Genomic DNA, 17,937 nt, shown 5'->3' with positions numbered 1-17,937 from the left:
TATGCAAGTTGATTTGAACAATGTCGATTGGAAGACTCTCCCCTTCGGTTACACTGATACCGATTACAATGTCCGCTGCTACTACCGCAATGGCAAGTGGGGCCAGATTGAAGTTTCTTCTTCGACGGATATCAGCATCCACATGGCCGCAACTTGCTTGCACTACGGCCAGGAAGGTTTCGACGGCCTCAAGGCTTACACCGGCAAGGACGGCAAGGTCCGCATTTTCCGCTGGGAAGAAAACGCGAAGCGCATGCAGAGCACCGCTAACCGCGTGCTGATGGCCGCTCCTCCTCTGGAGCTCTTCCACGAGATGGTCAAGATGGCCGTGAAGCTGAACGCCCGCTTTGTCCCGCCGTATGGCTACGGTGCGACGCTCTACATCCGCCCGCTCCTCATCGGTACGGGTCCAGAAGTCGGCGTGAAGCCCGCCGATGAATACCTGTTCATGATTTTCGTCTGCCCGGTGGGCCCCTACTTCAAGGACGGGTTCAAGCCGGTCGACATGATGGTGAGCCGCAACTACGACCGCGCCGCTCCGCAGGGTACGGGTACGGTGAAGGTTGGCGGTAACTACGCTGCTAGCTTGATGTCTCTGGCCGAAGCCAAGAAGCTCGGCTATTCCAGCACCATTTACCTGGATGCCAAGGAAAAGAAGTACATCGACGAATGCGGTCCGGCAAACTTCTTCGGTATCAAGGGCAAGAGCTACATCACCCCGAAGTCCGAATCCATTCTGCCGTCCATCACGAACAAGAGCTTGATGCAGTTGGCCGAATACCTGGGCTACACGGTGGAACGCCGCCAGGTTCCGTTCGAAGAACTCGCTGAATTCGAAGAGACTGCCGAATGCGGTACCGCCGCCGTGATTACCCCGATCAAGAAGATCGTGGATCCGGTTGCCGGCAAGACGTTCACTTACGGTGACGGCGTGAACCCGGGTCCGGTCTGCACGGAACTCTTCACGAAGTACACGGCTATCCAGTTCGGTGAAGCGGAAGACCCGTTCGGCTGGACTGAAGTCGTCGACGTGTAATTAGATCCCCGCTTGCGCGGGGGTGACATTTGAAAAATTCCCTCGGCTGTTGGCCGGGGGAATTTTTTTTGGATTGGGATTATGTGGTTACTTTGCGATGATTTTCAGGGATTTGTTGCCGCATTTTGCGACGTAGAGCCCCTGCTTGATTCCCTGCAGTTGCAGTTCCGTGTTGCCGGCGGAGCCGCCCGAGGTGCGCACCAGGTTGCCGTTCATGTCGAATAGCGTGATTTTCCCGGTGCCGTAGAGTGTGTTGCCTTCGCGGTGGAGTTGGACCCCCGTGGCGCTAGCGACTGTGTTGGGCACAATGGGGCTCCAGCCGCATTCGGGAATCATGGCGTCGCATAGGGGAACCGAGCTGGAAGATTCCGGCTGTACGGAGGAACTGGATGTGGGTTCGCTGCCGCCCGTGATGAAGTCTTCCACGTGTGTGACGCCCGTGTTCACGTAGTTGCCGAGGCTGTAGACTTCACGCATGGCGTTGATGACGTCTACGTCGAGGACCTTGCCCGTCGGGGAAGATTGCCTGCGGATGTAGGCCATGTTGTCGTAGCCGGAATTGCTCTCGTTGCCCATGTCCCAGAGGATTGGCGTGAGGCCGTACTGCTTGGCGGCAGTCACGACGTCTTTGTGCCACTGCACGCGGCCCTGTTTGTGGAGGTTCAAATCGCTGCCGCTGAGTTCCGGGGAACGCGTGTTCGCGCCGAATTCGCCGACAATGACCGGGTAGCCTTTGTCTACGTAGTTCGTCTTCATTTTGGCGAACTGTTCCTTGGGGTGTTCAATGCCTGCAAGTTTGGAATCGACGGAACCCGCCCAGGCGTTGTAACCCGCGTTGCGCTTGGGCTCGCCGGATTTCTGGTAATCGCCGTAGTAGTATTGCGGGAGAATAGGTTCGCTCGCGCCCCAGTCCTGCTGGCTGGTCATGAGTGTGTACTGGTACGGGTCGTAGTAATGCACTTCGAACATCAGGTAGCCGCTGACTTTGTCGGTGGGGAACGTGCTTACTGGCGCGCTCTTGACGGATTTGTCAATGTCGGTGTTGAGGCCCTGGATAATCAGGGTGCGTGTGGCGTTGTTGCCGCCCGTGGCGCGCACGGCGTCAATGAAGGTCTGGTAGTAGTGCATCAGCGTGCTGACGTGCTGGGCAGTCCAGTTGTTTACATTCGGGCCGGGCTCGTTCGCACCCGCAAAAATCAGGCGTTCGTTGTAGTTCTTGAACTTGTTTGCAATCTGCGTCCAGTAGTTTTTCATCTTGGTGTCAATATTGCTGTTGACGCTTGTGCCGATGTTGCTCTGGAACCAGCCGCCTTCACCTTCGTGGTGGATGTTCAAGATGGTGTAGAGGCCCGCGCGCATGGCGTAGTCGACGACCGTTTTTACGGAATCGAGCCAGGTTTCGGTAATTTTGCCGCCCGGTGCGTGGCTGTCCCAAGCGCAGGGAATACGGACCGTGCTGAAACCAGCCGCCTTGACGGAATCGAGCAGGGCCTGGGTCGGGTAGGGGTTGCCCCATAAGGTCGGGTTGTTCGGCACCTCCATGGAGTTACCGATGTTGAAACCCATGCCCATCTTGGACTGGACTTCCTTGGCGGTGGGGAGGTTGGCTGCCGAGGCCGCTACTGCCGTGAGTGCGCCCGCGATTGTAAAAATGGCCGTTTTTGCGAGAATGTGCTTCATTTGGTTTCCTCTAAGATGACCCTAAACCACTACTTGTATTATAATTTAAACCCTCGAACATGAAAAATGACGTAAAATGCGCCCTCTGTTCAAAAATCCATTGAACGGATTACAACAAGGGGATGGCAGATGCCGAGCGCGTACCCTCATCAACAAAGTTATATTTGATGAGGAATACTTTGAATAGGTGGGCTGAATTGCACTTTCGGGGAAAATTTTTTTCTTTTTTGTTCGTGATTATGTTCTCTCTGCTTGCCGCCTGTAGCGATGATGACGGTTCTGGCAGAGGGGTTGAATTGTTGCCGGCAGGAAAGAGGACTGTTTCGGGCTTTGTACAGAAAGGTCCCTTTTTGAAGGGCTCTACCGTTTCCGTGTTTGAACTGGATGCCGAGAGTTTTCTCCCGACGGGATATGTTGCTGAAGGGAAGATTCTTAACGACAGCGGGGCGTATTCGGTTGAACTGGAAGGGCTATTGTCTCCGTATGTGCTTGTCAAGGCGCAAGGATCTTTCCGCAACGAATTGACGGGAATGACTATGAGGTTGTCTTTCCCGCTGTATGCACTGGCCGACCTTTCCGATCGCGAAACGGTGAACGTTAACCTTTTGACCCACTTGGAGCATAGGCGTATTCTTTACCTTATTGGAAATTATGGCGTGACCATGGCTGAGGCGAAGATTATAGCGCAGGACGAGGTTCTCGCCGCATTCGGCATACGGGGCGATTACGCTCCGGCCGAAGACCTGAGTATCTACGGTGATAGCGATGGCGATATGGCGCTGCTTGCGGTAAGCGTGCTCATGCTGGGCGGACTGGACAAGGATGGCGTAGCGAACTTGCCCTTTAGTCTTGCTACGAAAAACAATGAAGACGAATTGAATCTCGATAAACGGATTTCGGGCTTTATCGACGATCTCCTGAATGACGGCGTTTGGAAGAATGACGCTTTATGGAAAAGTGCAAAAGTAGCTGCGAATATAGCGGACTGGGCGGCAATGCAGAGCATGGATGGAATGCGGGATCCTGCTTTGCTCTCTGTGAAAAAATTCTTGGATAGGTTCTGGTGGAATTCCTATGGTCTTGGCGGGTGCGATGCGAGTCTGGAGGGAATTGAGACGAGTAATGTAAACGCACTGAGCAGATGGTACAGAAAAGTGTTCAAATGCCAGAAGGGTAAATGGCTCATCAGTGATAACCAGCTGCCCGGGGATACAATTGCCGATACGAGCGGAGTGGCTGGCGACACCCTGGGACAGAGGCCTGTGGATACGACTGGCGTCGCGGATACTAGCGATGTGGCTAGGAATACGCATGGCCTTAAATGCACGACGTTTGGCCAGATAGTTCGTGGCGTTGTCGATTCGAGCAAGGCGTATTTCTGCTACGGGAATATGTGGAAACGGTTCTACGGCATGAGATATATTGAGTATGGCAAACTGGAAGATTCTCGCGACGGCCAAGTTTATCGTACAGTGCGTGTCGGAGTACTGGATTGGATGGCGGAGAATCTCAATTACAAGACGGACGATGGATTTGTTCCGGGTAATCCTGAAGATGCGTTCGGTGGCTACTATAGTTGGAAAAGTGCTAAGACCGCGTGTCCGGCGGGCTGGCACCTCCCGGGCAAGGAAGAATGGGATTATCTGGATATGTTCACGAATTCTAAGGTTTCTGAACTTCAGTCCACTTGGTTTATGGACATATGGTCTCAGGCGAATGATGTTTCCGGCTTTTCGGCGGTTCCCGCCGGGATGATATTTGACGATGACAATATGGTCAGGGGTGACTTGAGTGCCTATTTCTGGACAAGTTCCTTTGAAACGATTGATTCGAAAAAGCACGCGTATTTCCGGTTGCTGGAGGAGAGTAATGCTACTTGGAGTGTGGGGCTTGAAGACCGCGCTCGAATGTCTGTCCGTTGTGTCAAAGATCCAAACATGGTTTTCAATTGTACCGAGGCGACGCTGAATAAATTTGTACATCGGAGCGCTTGGCTGAGTAACTCGATTACTCAAGACTTGGGTTATTCTGTCTGTACCGCGAATGGTTGGGTTGTAATGTCCAATTCCGAATATGAAGAATTTAGGTGGACAATAGGGGAGGAGGGACAAACCAAATGGGAAGGTGCCGATCCGCGTAAATGCTATGTGTACGAGAGCGGTGCTTGGCACGAACGTGATAGTTCCAATTGCAAGTTCAGCTTTGACGCCTGCACTGCGGCGCGCGATAGCGAAATTGCGACTGCGAGTGATGGCACAAGGTACCTCTGCGAAAACTTTGCGTGGAGAAGCCTCTCACATGAGGAATTTGATTTGATGAAATTAGCGGGCGAACCCGCAGAAGAAGGTGCGGTCAGAAGCGCGGACTGCGAACTTGAACACATTTATGTATTCCAAGATGGCGAGTGGCGCCTAGGCACTAAAATGGACAGCATCATGGTCTCGCTGGGCGGGACCGCGTGCCTGGTAGATGGCGACACGTCTAAAGTGAAGTATGACGGGGAGTATTTTGTGTGCAAGTACAGATCGTGGAGCGATATTCCGTTACAGTGGGATGTCGCCCCGCTGATATACAACGATACTTACGATGACCGCCCGGAATGTAGCGCAACGGGCCTGTATGGCGACGGTAGGTTCCACGACAAGCATAACAATTCTACTCGCGTATACGTTTGCGATAACGGGGATTTTAGAATGCGGAACATGCGGGAATATGAATTGGATGCGGGTTGTACCAGCTATATTCTCGGTAAAAAAATGAAGTTGAATAACTCGCACTTTGTATGTACGGAAGAGGGATGGCTTATAGATTCGACTGCGCTGGAACAGGGTACCTTCGTGGACGAACGTGACGGACGGGAATACAAGACCGTTGGCATTTGGACGCAGGTATGGATGGCGGAAAACCTGGATTACCGCGATTCAGTTGCAATGCCGGAATTAGAGGGGAACCGTTGGTGCTATGACGATGACGTTGAAAAATGCGATGCGTACGGTTCCATTTATACTTGCGAAACGGCAAAACAGGTTTGCCCCGATGGTTGGCACTTGCCGACAAAGGATGAGTGGTATGACATGCTCAATTTTGTCACGAGTATGGGAGGGATAACGCAAACGGCGCTCCGTTCCACCTCCGGTTGGATCAGAAATTTAAACGGGACCGATGCGATAGGGTTTAATGCGCTTCCGGGCGGCTTTCGGTTAGAAGATGGCTTTTGTTCAGGTGAAACCCAATCGGCTTGGTTCTGGTACGATGGCGATTGCGGAAAAACGTATAACGAAGGGATTAGAGTCGAAACAGGCTACCATGTGGCTACCTCGTACATGTACGATGAAAAAGCGCAGTATTACATCCGCTGCGTTAAGGACGAAGACCCGGCTCCGTAAGCCGAAACAGTCGCCTTTCTACTCTTAATGCGCTACTAACCAATTCTCGCCGAAGCCCACACTCGCCACGAGCGGCACCTTCAACTGCATGGCGCCTTCCATCTCTGCCTTGACCATCTGCGACATGGCTTCCACCTGATCGCGCGGGCATTCGAACACGAGTTCGTCGTGGACCTGCAACATCATCTTGAGCGGCAGGTTTTCTTCGTTGATTCGCTTCTGGATGCGTATCATCGCAATCTTGATGAGGTCGGCGGCGGAGCCCTGCACCGGCGTGTTTACCGCCATGCGTTCTGCCATCTGCGATTCCATGCGGTCGCTAGAGTCGATGCCCGCAATGTAGCGGCGGCGGCCCGACAGGGTTTCCACGTAGCCATCGCGGTGGGCGGCCGCCTTGGTATCTTCGATATACTGCTGCACGCCCTGGTACATGTCGAAGTACCCGGTGATAAAGTCCTTGGCCTGCGACATCGGGATTTTCAGGTCGCGCGAGAGGCGGAAAGCCGTCATGCCGTACAGCACGCCGAAATTCACCACCTTCGCGTCACGTCGCATGTCGCTGTTCACTTCGCTGATGTCTACGCCATAAATGGCGGCGGCGGTGCGTGCGTGAATGTCGATGCCTTCCTTGTAGCTTTCGATGAGGGCTCTGTCGCCGCTCAGGTGCGCAAGCATGCGGAGCTCGATCTGCGAGTAGTCCACCGCAAGAATCACGTTGTCCTTGCTCTGCGGGATAAACGCTGCGCGAATCTTCTTGCCCAGATCGCTGCGCACGGGAATGTTCTGCAGGTTCGGATCGCGGCTCGAGAGGCGCCCTGTGGCGGTGCCCCACTGGATAAAGCTCGTGTGGATGCGGCGCGTGTTCGGGTTCAATAGCGTGGGGAGCACCGAGATGTAGGTGCTCTGCATTTTCTTGAGTTCGCGGTACTCGATGACGGAAAAGACGATCGGGTGTGGCGCCTTGTAGCTGAGTTCTTCGAGCACGACCGCGTCGGTGCTGCGTTTCTTGATTTCGGGTAGCCCGAGCGTGTCGAAGAGAACGTCGCCGAGTTGCTTGGGAGAACCGATGTTGAATTCGACTCCCGCCATGTCGCATATTTCTTTTTCGAGATTTTCGATGCGGTGCGCAAGTTCCTGTTCGAGCGCCTTGAGGGCCGGAACGTCAATCGCGACGCCCACGGATTCCATCTGGTAAAGCACCTTCAACAGCGGCATTTCCTGCTCGAAGAAATACTTCACGTAATCGAACTTTTCAAGTTCGCGGCGAAGAGGTTCCCACAGGCGTAAGGTATAGACGGCATCTTCGGCGCCGTATTCGGTGGCGTCCTTGACAGCGACGCGATTGAATGTTATCTGGTTCTTGCCGCGCCCGATGAGGTTTTCTATCGGGATCATCTCGTGCTGCAGGCGCTGCATTACCTGGTTGTCGAGCCCGAGGCCCGATTGCCCCGGCGAGAGCATCCATGCGGCGATAAGCGTGTCAATGATTTTCGCCTTGTCGATTACTGCCTGCGGAATCTTGAAAGCGCGGGCGAGAACGTGCAGGTCGAATTTCGCGTTGTGGAACACGAAGGCGCGCGGAGTATCGGCACCCGCGGCTGGAACGGCGTCGGCAAAAAACGCGTAGAACCAATCCTTCGCCTTGTTGAAATCGAAATTGCCGCCCTTGCTTGCGGGCAACGGGAATCCGATTTCATCCGTATGCGCGATGGGAATGTAGTAGCCCTTCGTGACCTTGCCGTCGTCGTCGGCAGAGGCGAGGCATATTCCCACCAGGTTGCATTGCATCGGGTCGAGCCCGTCAGTTTCGGTGTCTACGCCAATCAAGGATGATGCGGAAAATTCCGCTTTCATCTGCTCGAAAACTTCTTCGGTATCTACGCAGATGTACGGGGGAGGAACATCGACCGGGAAACTTGCTGCCTGAATCGCGGCATCCCCGTTGGCGGAGTTCGCGCCTTCCGCGCCCGCATTGTCCGCGTCACTTTCGCGTACGAATCCCGTCTTGCTCGGGACCTTTTCCAGCAGGCGCAACAGGCTGTTGATTTCGTGGTCCTTGAACATCTGCGCGAGGGTATCCACGTGCAGGCCGTTGTACTCGAGGGCGTCCAAGTTCCCGCTGAACGCCCGCTTGGTCTGGAGTGTCACGAGTTCGCGGCTCAAGAAAGCCTTCTCGCGGTTGTTTTCCAGATTGTCGTGCAATCCCTTCTTGGTAATCTTGTCGAGGTTCGCGTACAGGTTATCCATGTCGCCGTAGTCGTTCAGCAACTGGATGGCGGTCTTCGGGCCCACCTTGGGCACGCCCGGCACGTTGTCGCTCGCGTCTCCCATGAGCGCGAGGTAGTCGCGGATTTTTTCCGGCGGGAGCCCGTATTTTTCCAGTACCTGTTCGGGGCCGAAGTCGATGCCGTCGGCGCCCTTGGTCAAGTGGAAAAGGTGAATCTTGTCGCTCACGATTTGCGACATGTCCTTGTCTTTGCTCAAAATCACCACGTGGTCGAAACCCGCCTCGACGGCCGCCGTCGCGGTACTCGCCATCACGTCGTCCGCTTCGTAACCCGGTTCCGAGAGCAGCGGGATTCCGCTCGCTTCGAGGCTTTCACCCAGCAGCGGCATCTGCGCCGCCATCTCTTCGGGCATGGGCCCGCGATTCGCCTTGTAGTCAGGGTAAAGTTCGTGCCTGAAAGTCTTCGTGTGCGCCACGTCGCGTGCAATCGCGAAGTGCGTCGGGTTGTGCTTTGCTAATATGCGGAGCACTGCACCCCAATAACCGTGCATCATCGAGACGTCTTCACCCTGGCTGTTCTTGAGCGGGTTCTGCGAATACGCGTAGAACATGCGGAACGCAAGCGCGTAGGAATCGAGCAATAATAAGGTCTTTTCAGGCATATTTTGAATGTAGAAAAAATGCCTGTCTGGGGCGATGCGCCCGCATTCCTAGATGAAGAATTTCTGGTTTATCTCGATTTCAATTCCCACGTAGCGCGGGCCGAATTTTTTGCGCAACGCGGTGGTGAGCCCATCGGACGAGCCCTTGTACGGGTAGTTGAAGCGAACCTTCATGTGCGGGTACAGGCGTTTGATTTCGTCCTTGATTACGTTCGCGTAGGTGCGCTCTAGCGGGCGCGATGGGTCGTAGAGAATGCCGATGTCCGTATTGCGTACATTGCCGTTGAGTACAGGCGTAAAGCTGTGTATGCCCAGGTGCACGATGTCCGCTTCTTCCGCGCCTTTCTTGCCCGCGGCGTGTTTCTGTTTGGTTGCGGTTCGCTTCGGTGAGCTCAGCGAACTTGCGACGAACTTCTCTACGTTCTCGCGGTATTCCTTCCAATAAGCGGTTGCCTGCGCCTTCATTTTTGCGGCGGTGTTGACTGAACTTTTGGCAGTCTTGTCGCGGTCTTCAAGTGCTCCGTAATATTCGCTGAAAACGCTTTTGTTCGTAATGGTGCGGTTCAGGTCCACGAACAGGCGCGAGAACTTTCCTTCGCTATAGAACTCCGGTTTCGCGAATTTCACCAACTTGCGGAAAAGCATCAAAGCGCCGATGTCGTACGCGCGGTGCGTTTGTTGCACATCCGCCGGCACGAACTTTTTGAATGCTGCTGGCAGGCGGTTGCTCGCATGCTCGCAGGTGAGCATCAGTTTCATTATTTCAACTTGTCCTTCAAATCGGAAATTTCTTTTGGGGTCATCCCGAGTTTTTCTAGGTATTTTTCTGTAGCCGGGGCCCAGTCGGCATTGCTGGCGTCGGGAATTTCTATTCCTTCGGCATGGTAGACCGCTTTCAGGTTCTTCAGGACTACGGCCTCGAAAAATCCCGCCTGTTCTTCATTCAGGGCAACTTGCCTTCCGTCTACGACATTGAAATAGTTGGTGAAGGTCTTCGCGTAATCTTTCTTGATGTCATCGGAGGTCGCTCCCATCAGCGCTTCCAGAACCGCGATCGTAAAGCCGGTGCGGTCCATGCCGTAGGTGCAGTGCACCAGATATGGTGCGTCGTGCTCTATCATGAAGCGGAATCCTTTTGCGAGGCCCTCCTTGAAAGGCTTTGAAAAGAATTCAACGGGCAATGCCAAGAAGATGACGTCTTGTGTTGAGTAATAGGAACTGTCGAAACTCTTGAAAGTCCTGGCGTTGTCTTCTGTGTCGGCCAGGTTGATGAACGTGGCGACCCCCGCTTCTTTTGCGAGCGAGTCGGCATAGAAGTTGCGGCCGAGGCAAAGGTCGACGGGGCTGGAAGAACGGTACAGTTTGTTTTTCCCCATGCCCGTGGTGCGGACTTCCCTGAAGTTCGCGAATTCCTCGATTGAAAGGTCCGGATAATTTACCGTGTAGTAATCCATGTACTGGAAGTACCGCATTTCGAGGCCGAACAGGAATCCGCCCTTTTCCTTCATGGATATGTAGACGTCTATGGGCGCCTTTTCTACGGTTATTCCAAGGATTTCCGCCAGCCGTCCGTTATGGATTGTCAAGGCTAGTTCTTTGGAGCCGCTTACTGCCTTGAGCGAGATTCCCGCAATGGGCGCGTCGTTGGAGGACTCGACTACCGGTATGTCGAGCGTGTCGTAGCCGACTATCGTTACGGTTATGATATCGCCAATCTCGAATTTGGTCAAGAACGAATCTGCCGGGTAGGAGAGGTACAGATTGCTGGATGTTATCTCGTTTTCACCAAGGACAAAGTGGAGGCGGGAACTGTCTCCGGCGGTGGAATCGGTTGTTACCGAATCGGTCGCTGCTGAATCGGTTGCAGCCGTTTCTTCCGGGGAAGTCTCTGGTTCAGAACCCCCTATTACGACAGGGATTGAATCGGTATCGTTACAGGCGAGAAAGACCAGTACGCAGAAAAGGAGTTCCGCGAGAATCGACCGCTTCTTTGTCATTTGAAACATATTACCCCTCGTTGACGGATTATGCTGGTGTTTTTAGGTTGTACTCCTTGAAATATATTTTTTTTATATTCCGTATAGTTTATTTTCTGCCAGACATTTCGCCAATTTCCCGTATTCGTACACGAAATCGTCGCGGTCGGGGTCTGCGCCGACGTTCTTGACGAGGGAACTTGCGAGCGTGCCGCGCTTGAACATGCTGGCGAGCAGTTCCTGGGAGTGCGAGGAAATCTTGTTTTTGACTTTTTCCGTTATTTTTTGGACAAGTTCGCCGGCGGTGATTTCGCTGGCGTCAATTTTCCAGATATTCAGGTAGTCTCGGTCGCTGATGACCGTCTTTTCGGCGGAATGTGTGGCGGCGAGGAGGATTTTTGCGAGGGCGTCGGTATCAAGTGAATGAATTTGCGACTCATTCGCAAATTGTCCCTCGACAAGACCCTTCAAGACGGCGACTTCCCATTCGGCAATCGCAATGTCGGCATCGGGGCATTCCTGAATGTCGACCAGGCGTATTTCCACGGCTCCTCGGTCGAAGCGGGCGATTGCACCGCGGCTGTTCAAGAAGAAGTGGTTGAGCAGGTGCTCGGGATCGTACGGCGCGATATCCGCCTTCACCTTGTTGAAAATCTGCTCTTCGTAATCCTTGTACGTGAATACCGCTTCGGGAATGACCTTCCCGGTGATGCTCGGAATCTTCTCCTGGTTGTGGCGGTAGGTTTCGATGCGTCCGTCCAGGTAACCGCAGTATTTGCCGTCCAGGAAGGGGCTCGATGCCGCAACGGCGGGAATCAATGGCAACAGCGCGCGTATCGCCCCGTGCAATTTTCCAAATTCCTCGTCGCCGTGGAACGAAAGGTTGATGTGGGTGGATTGCAGGTTCGCCCAGCCGTGACCCTTGCAGTTGAAAATGCGGTCATATGTCTCGTAGATGTCGAGGCAATCGTAGGGCCAGAGCTTCATTTCGGCGGGGTCCATGAAGGGGTGCGCTGCCGTGGGCAAGAGCATCGCGTTTATGCTCTTGAGCGATTCGTTCGCCTTCAGGATTTCCTTGTGGAAAGTCTTTCCCAAGTGATGGAGGCTTTCGACGGGTTCGGCGCACTTGAATTCCAGCACATGGCTCACGAGTTCATTCGAAAGCCCGATGGGGCCGTGTTCTACGTCAGAAAGCTGCTCGCCCTTCTCGTCTTTTCCGAGAGGGATGTCGGCGCGGGGGAGAACGTTCAGGGAGTCACGATCTACGATCATGTACTCCATCTCGATGCCGTAACGCTGCCAAAGTTTATAAGTAGTCATTAAAACCATTCCCGCTCGTGTTGTTGCAGTTTGTGCTGGGCGGCGTTCATGCGTTCTTCGATGCGGTGGCGCAGCGACCTCATGACGGCGAGATACACCTTGCTTTTGCCTATGCCGTCTTCGATGCCCGCGTCTATACTCGGGTTGTCGTTCACTTCGATAACGATCGGGTGCCCGTGCCATTCCTTCAAATCAACGCCGTAGAGACCGTTGCCGATAAGGCTGCAGATGCGGAGCGCCGTCTTCACGATTCCGTGCGGCACCATCTCTATGGGCACGCTCTCGCACTTGCCCGAGAAGGCTTCGCTTTTCTTGTCGTCGCTTTCCCAGTTGTAGATTTGCCAGTGGCCTTTCGCCATGTGGTACTTGCAGGCGTAAAGCGGCTTGCCGTCGAGCACGCCCACGCGCCAGTCGAATTCCGTCGGTGTGAATTCCTGTGCGATAAGCAGGTCGCTGTGTTCGAACATCTCGTCGAGAATCTGTTCGAGTTCTTCCTTGTTGGTCGCCTTCTTCACGCCCATCGAAAAGCTCGAATCGGGCGACTTGATGACCATCGGGAACCCGATTTCTTTTGCGAGCGTGTGGCGGTTTTCGGCATGCGCGATAATCGTTTTAGGCGAATGGATTTTTGCCGCCTGCATGAGTTCCTGCAGGTACACCTTGTTGGAGCAGCGCAGAATGCTGTCCGGGTCGTCGATGACCGCAATCCCGAGCGACTGCGCGCGGCGTGCAAAACTGTACGTGTAATGGTTCACGTTCGTCGTCTCGCGGATAAACAGCGCGTCGAATTCACCTACGCGCGGGTAGTCCTTGCGGGTGATCATCTCCACGCGGAATCCCGTATCTTCTGCCGCCTTCACAAAGTGCTGTATGGCTTCGGCGTTGCTTGGCGGCTCCACCTCGTCGGGGTTCGTGAGGATGGCGAGGTCGTACAGGTAATCCTCTTCCTTGCTGGAGGCATAGCGGGTCTTCTCGAAGTATTCCTGCGCGAACTTGTCGACGAACTCCATGTGCGATTCGGGAATTTCGTCCACGCAAATCGGGCGGATGCTCTGGATGAACCATTTCTGCTTGAACACGAATTTCGCGCGCAGCAGCGGGGCCTGGAAAAGCCTGTAGAGTTCCTGCGAAAGTTCCAGGTATTGCGGGCTCACGTTCTGCCCGAAGTAAATCGAGAGCACGAATTCCGTGCCCGTCAATTTGTGCAGGCTTTTCTGAATCAGGTTGTCGATTTCGTCGGAAATGTGCTTGATGACCGCGGGGGCCTTGAAGTCGCGCATGTTCTTGACGCCGGGAATCACCTTGTGCCCGCGGGCTTCCGCCAAAAGCGACACGTAGTAGCCCTTGCTCTGGTAGCTGTAATCGCGGCAGAGGTTGAATACGCGCAAGTTGCGTTCGTTCGTGTACTTGCTGGAAATCAGGTAGTCTTGTGCCGACGTGATTTCGATTCCCGGAACGTGGAGCTTCCAATTCTTCGGGTTGTTTACAACGATTAGTTTTTTCATTTTCAGTCATGCCGGACTTAATCCGGCATCTTCCTTATTTTTTATTCTCAATCACCAGCACGTTCCCGTCGTAGGTCATCACGCCGAGCAATATGCTGTGGATAAGCCTGAACTTGTCGACCTTGTAGTAGGGCGCCTTGTGGAGCGGGTTGGATCCGTCGGGGTCAGCGACCATGAACTGTTTTTTGTCGTCGATGCCGTACACCACCACGAAGTGCCCCATGGGCTCGCCGTGGATGTCGTCGAATACGGAGTGGTCATCCTTGTCGGTGAACTCGCGCATGCTGCGGTAGAGGTATGTGGCCGAAAGCCCGCAGAGCACGGGGACGCCCTTCTTGAAGTACTTTTCGAACATGGCCGCACGCAAGTCGGAGAACGCCACGGTGCCGCCCAGATCGATAAAGCGTATGTACGCCTCGATGGCCTTGCGGAGTTTGGGAGCGTGCTTGGCCTTGTGCAAAAGTTCCAGTTTAGCCTTCAGTTCGGGCATGGAAAGTTCGCTCCAGGTGGGGTCGAGGAGCGTCAGGTTGTACGAATGCAGGGTGACTTTGAAACCGCGCTTGAGTGCATCGATACCGAGGAATACGCCCAACGTGCCCCCTTCTTCGAGGAACTCGATTTCAGAAATAAGCTGCTTTAAGGGAATTTTGTAGCCGAGGTGGTTGTAGACCGCCTGTAGACTCGTCGGCCCGCATGTTACGTCATCGGGCTGCTGAAGAATCTTTATGTCCATCGTAATGCCTTTTTAAAAGCTCGCCGGTTGCCCGGTGCTCGTCGTGGCGGCTGTCGGGATGTTTTCCCGGGTCGTCGATGGCGTAGCTCAAAAATACCAAAAAATGTAAAGGTGGGCAAGTGAAACGGCTGTTTGGGCGCTTTTTTTGTTGTTTGAGTGATTCTTTTTTATATTGTCTTTCAAACGGGGTCTTTATGAAAAAGTTTGCAAGTTTTGTGCTGTCACCCTGGAGTAAGCGAAGCGCTGCGATAGGGTCCACTTTGCTTGTCTTGGCATTGCTTGCTGCCTGCGGTGACGACGACAGCGATTTTGTGTCGCGTCCGGACGGGAAGGAATCGTCATCTAGCGAGGTTTCTTCTTCGAGCATCTCGCCGAAATCGAGCGGTAGCAAGACAAAAAACGATGGCAGCGAGTATGATGCGGATGCTAACACTCTCACAGATTTTCGTGATGGGAAAACCTATAAGACGGTTGTTGTCGGCTTGCAGACCTGGATGGCGGAAAACCTCAATTACGAAATAAATAACAGTTATTGCTACAACGACAATGCGTCCAACTGCACTAAATACGGTCGCCTTTACACCTGGGCCGCCGCGATGGACAGTGTGGGAACATGGTCAGCAAACGGCAAGGGCTGCGGCTATGGCAAGACTTGCTCGCCGACATATCCGGTACGTGGTGTTTGTCCCGAGGGCTGGCACCTGCCTACGCAGACGGAATGGAATACGTTGTTTACCGCGGTCGGGGGCCAATCGACGGCGGGCAAGATGCTCAAGTCCACTAGCGGCTGGAACAGTAGCGGCAACGGTACGGATGCCTATTCCTTCTCGGCGTTGCCTGCTGGCGGCAGGGGCGGCAATGGGCATTTCAACTACGAGGGCAACAACGCGTACTTCTGGAGTTCTACTGATGACAATAGCTATTACGCGTACAGCATGATCTTGTACTACAACGGCGACTATGCGGGCCTGGACGACGGCAACGAGGGCTACGGGTTTTCAGTTCGTTGCGTCAAGGACGACGGTGAAACAGCAGAATCATCCTCTAGCAAAAAGGACGAAAGCGGTTCTAGCATCTCACCGAAATCAAATTCTAGCGAGACAAGCGTGTCCAGTAGTAGTTCTACGAAAGACGTCGTCCTGAGCAGTAGCGAAGGATCCAGTGAATCTAAATCTAGCAGTTCGGAAGAAGCAGAATCATCATCTAGTAAGGTTACTGAACCCGTCAAAGGGACTCTTACTGACTCGCGTGACGGCCAAACCTACAAGACAGTCACCATCGGTACGCAGACCTGGATGGCGGAGAACCTGAACTACGCTTATACTGACGTTCCCTATAACTATAGCGGCTACACCTCTGATTCCACTAGCTGGTGCTATAGCAATGCCGCCGCTAACTGCACCAAATATGGCCGACTTTACACCTGGGCTGCGGCGATGGACAGTGTGGGAACGTGGTCTACAAACGGCAAGGGCTGTGGCTATGGCAAGACATGCTCACCGACATATCCGGTACGTGGTGTTTGTCCCGAGGGCTGGCACCTGCCTACGCAGACGGAATGGAATACGTTGTTTACCGCGGTCGGGGGCCAATCGACGGCGGGCAAGATGCTCAAGTCCACTAGCGGCTGGAACGGTAGCGGCAACGGTACGGACGCCTATTCCTTCTCGGCGTTGCCTGCTGGCGGCAGGTACGACGATGGGAATTTCTACGGCGAGGGCAGCAGCGCGTACTTCTGGGGTTCTTCTGAGTACGATAGCGACTACGCGTTCCGCATGTACTTGTACTACGGCCGCGGCCTTGCGGACCTGGACAGCCGCGACAAGGACTACGGGTTCTCTGTTCGTTGCGTTAAGGATTAGTTATCTTTAAAAAAGTAAAAAAGGAAAAATCATGAAGAATTTTAGCGAGAATATCAAGTACATCGGTGCCGATGACAAGGACATCGATCTGTTCGAAGGCCAGTACGTGGTGCCCGAGGGCATGGCCTACAATTCGTATGTAATTGTTGACGAGAAGATTGCCGTGACCGATACGGTCGATGCGCACAAGGTGGGCGAATGGCTCGCCAACTTGGAAGCCGCTCTCGCTGGCCGCAAGCCGGATTACCTGGTGATCCACCATCTGGAACCGGACCATGCCGGCGGCATTGCTGATTTCGTGGCGAAGTACCCGGAGACGACTTTGGTCGCTTCTGCGAAGGCGCTCGCTCTCTTGCCGCAGTTCATGGCGCTCCCTGAATCGGTCAAGAAGCAGACTGTAAAGGAAGGCGATACACTTGCGCTCGGTAGCCACACGCTCCAGTTTATCGGTGCGCCGATGGTGCACTGGCCCGAAGTTTTGTTCAGCTACGAACAGAGCGAAAAGGTGCTGTTCTCTGCCGATGCGTTCGGCAAGTTCGGCGTGTACGATGCCGACTCGGATGACTGGGCTTGCGAAGCCCGCCGCTACTACTTCAATATCGTGGGCAAGTATGGCAACCAGGTGCAGTCCGTACTCAAGAAAGCCGCTGCGCTCGACATCAAGACGATTTGCCCGCTGCACGGCCCGGTGCTTGCCGAGAATCTCGGCTACTACATCGACAAGTACAATACCTGGAGCAGCTACGCTCCCGAAGACAAGGGCGTGCTCGTGGCGTTCGCATCCATTTATGGCAACACCAAGAAGGCTGCTGAAAAGCTCGCCGAGAAGTTGACCGCCGCCGGTGTCGAGAAGGTGGTGGTCTCTGACCTTGCGCGTAGCGACATGGCCGAAGTCATCGAAGACGCCTTCCGTTACGACCGCATGGTGGTCGCCGCTCCCACGTACGATGCGGGCCTTTTCCCGGTGATGGAAGATTTCCTGAACCACCTGAAGGCGAAGAACTATAGCAACCGTAAGGTGGGCATTGTGGAAAACGGCACGTGGGCTCCGATGGCCGCTAAGAAGATGACCGAGATTCTCTCGACGTTCAAGAACGTGACGCTCGCCGAAACCGTGGTGACGGTGAAGTCCTCGCTCAACGCCGAATCCGAAGCGGCGCTCGACAAGCTCGTTGCCGAGATGAAGTAATCGTTTTCGGTGTCGTTAGTAGTTATAGGTGATGCCGTAAATCACCGTCTCGAATCAGGCTATTGACCACCTCGTCTTCAGAAACGATGTCATCCATTTCTCCGCCGATTGGCCCGTGGTAAGTAGAGTCGTTGCTTGTCGAGGACGATGAAGAGGAAAGTGCCGATGGCGAAACGGAGCTTGCCGTGCTTGTGGAATCTGCCGACTCCTTCTGTTCTGGGGTCGAAGCGAATGCTGAAATCGAGAAAGCGGCGGATAGCCCCAAGAGAGCGACGAGTTTCGCCTTGGTTTTAGGGCTGAGTTCGCCCTCTTTTTTGACTATGCGCTTTTCTATGTGCATGTTTTTGCTTCATTCGTTTGC

General features: G+C 54.0%; 12 protein-coding genes. 5 read left to right on the top strand and 7 right to left on the bottom strand.

Annotated features, from left to right (window positions below):
* Positions 1-13 precede the first annotated feature (13 nt).
* Positions 14-1,036 carry a branched-chain amino acid aminotransferase gene (locus IK012_RS03220; RefSeq protein WP_367273768.1) on the top strand — a complete coding sequence of 341 codons (1,023 nt, stop codon included), beginning with the start codon at positions 14-16 and terminating at the stop codon, positions 1,034-1,036.
* Between the two features lie 87 nt (positions 1,037-1,123).
* Here the strand turns inward: IK012_RS03220 and IK012_RS03215 are convergent, their stop codons facing one another.
* Positions 1,124-2,716 (bottom strand): glycoside hydrolase family 5 protein, encoded by a 1,593-nt coding sequence (locus tag IK012_RS03215; protein ID WP_290950406.1) that lies wholly within the window; start codon positions 2,714-2,716, stop codon positions 1,124-1,126.
* 239 nt (positions 2,717-2,955) lie between these two features.
* On the opposite strand from IK012_RS03215, the gene IK012_RS03210 reads away from it, so the two are divergent.
* Positions 2,956-6,102 carry an FISUMP domain-containing protein gene (locus tag IK012_RS03210; RefSeq protein WP_290950403.1) on the top strand — a complete coding sequence of 1,049 codons (3,147 nt, stop codon included), beginning with the start codon at positions 2,956-2,958 and terminating at the stop codon, positions 6,100-6,102.
* A gap of 24 nt (positions 6,103-6,126) precedes the next feature.
* On the opposite strand, the gene polA is transcribed toward IK012_RS03210, so the two are convergent.
* From polA to IK012_RS03180, 6 genes are all read right to left on the bottom strand, one after another.
* Positions 6,127-8,991 (bottom strand): DNA polymerase I, encoded by a 2,865-nt coding sequence (gene polA, locus IK012_RS03205; RefSeq protein WP_290950400.1) that lies wholly within the window; start codon positions 8,989-8,991, stop codon positions 6,127-6,129.
* 48 nt (positions 8,992-9,039) lie between these two features.
* Positions 9,040-9,750, bottom strand: coding sequence for an N-formylglutamate amidohydrolase (locus IK012_RS03200; protein ID WP_290950396.1), 711 nt, complete (start codon positions 9,748-9,750; stop codon positions 9,040-9,042).
* Positions 9,750-10,988 (bottom strand): tyrosine-protein phosphatase, encoded by a 1,239-nt coding sequence (locus tag IK012_RS03195; RefSeq protein ID WP_290950393.1) that lies wholly within the window; start codon positions 10,986-10,988, stop codon positions 9,750-9,752. The genes IK012_RS03200 and IK012_RS03195 overlap by 1 nt, the downstream gene beginning before the upstream one ends.
* Before the next feature lie 72 nt (positions 10,989-11,060).
* Positions 11,061-12,287 carry a glutamate-cysteine ligase family protein gene (locus tag IK012_RS03190; protein WP_290950390.1) on the bottom strand — a complete coding sequence of 409 codons (1,227 nt, stop codon included), beginning with the start codon at positions 12,285-12,287 and terminating at the stop codon, positions 11,061-11,063.
* Positions 12,287-13,792, bottom strand: a complete 1,506-nt coding sequence (locus IK012_RS03185; protein ID WP_290950387.1) for a RimK family protein — start codon at positions 13,790-13,792, stop codon at positions 12,287-12,289. Before IK012_RS03185 ends, IK012_RS03190 begins: the two co-directional genes overlap by 1 nt.
* A 34-nt stretch (positions 13,793-13,826) precedes the next feature.
* On the bottom strand, positions 13,827-14,525 hold the full coding sequence (locus IK012_RS03180; RefSeq protein WP_290950384.1) for a peptidase-C39 like family protein: 699 nt from the start codon (positions 14,523-14,525) through the stop codon (positions 13,827-13,829).
* 269 nt (positions 14,526-14,794) lie between these two features.
* On the opposite strand from IK012_RS03180, the gene IK012_RS03175 reads away from it, so the two are divergent.
* The 3 genes from IK012_RS03175 to IK012_RS03165 all read left to right on the top strand — a co-directional run.
* Positions 14,795-16,387 (top strand): fibrobacter succinogenes major paralogous domain-containing protein, encoded by a 1,593-nt coding sequence (locus IK012_RS03175; protein WP_290950381.1) that lies wholly within the window; start codon positions 14,795-14,797, stop codon positions 16,385-16,387.
* Between the two features lie 31 nt (positions 16,388-16,418).
* Positions 16,419-17,576, top strand: a complete 1,158-nt coding sequence (locus IK012_RS03170; protein ID WP_290950380.1) for an FprA family A-type flavoprotein — start codon at positions 16,419-16,421, stop codon at positions 17,574-17,576.
* Positions 17,577-17,707: 131 nt separating this feature from the next.
* The coding region (locus tag IK012_RS03165) for a hypothetical protein (protein WP_290950377.1) at positions 17,708-17,937 on the top strand (230 nt) is incomplete at its 3' end.

It is taken from the genome of Fibrobacter sp. (genome assembly GCF_017551775.1).
Classification (GTDB): Bacteria; Fibrobacterota; Fibrobacteria; order Fibrobacterales; family Fibrobacteraceae; genus Fibrobacter.
The sequence above is the reverse complement of the archived record's forward strand: the minus strand, read 5'-3'. Positions and strand labels throughout refer to the sequence as shown.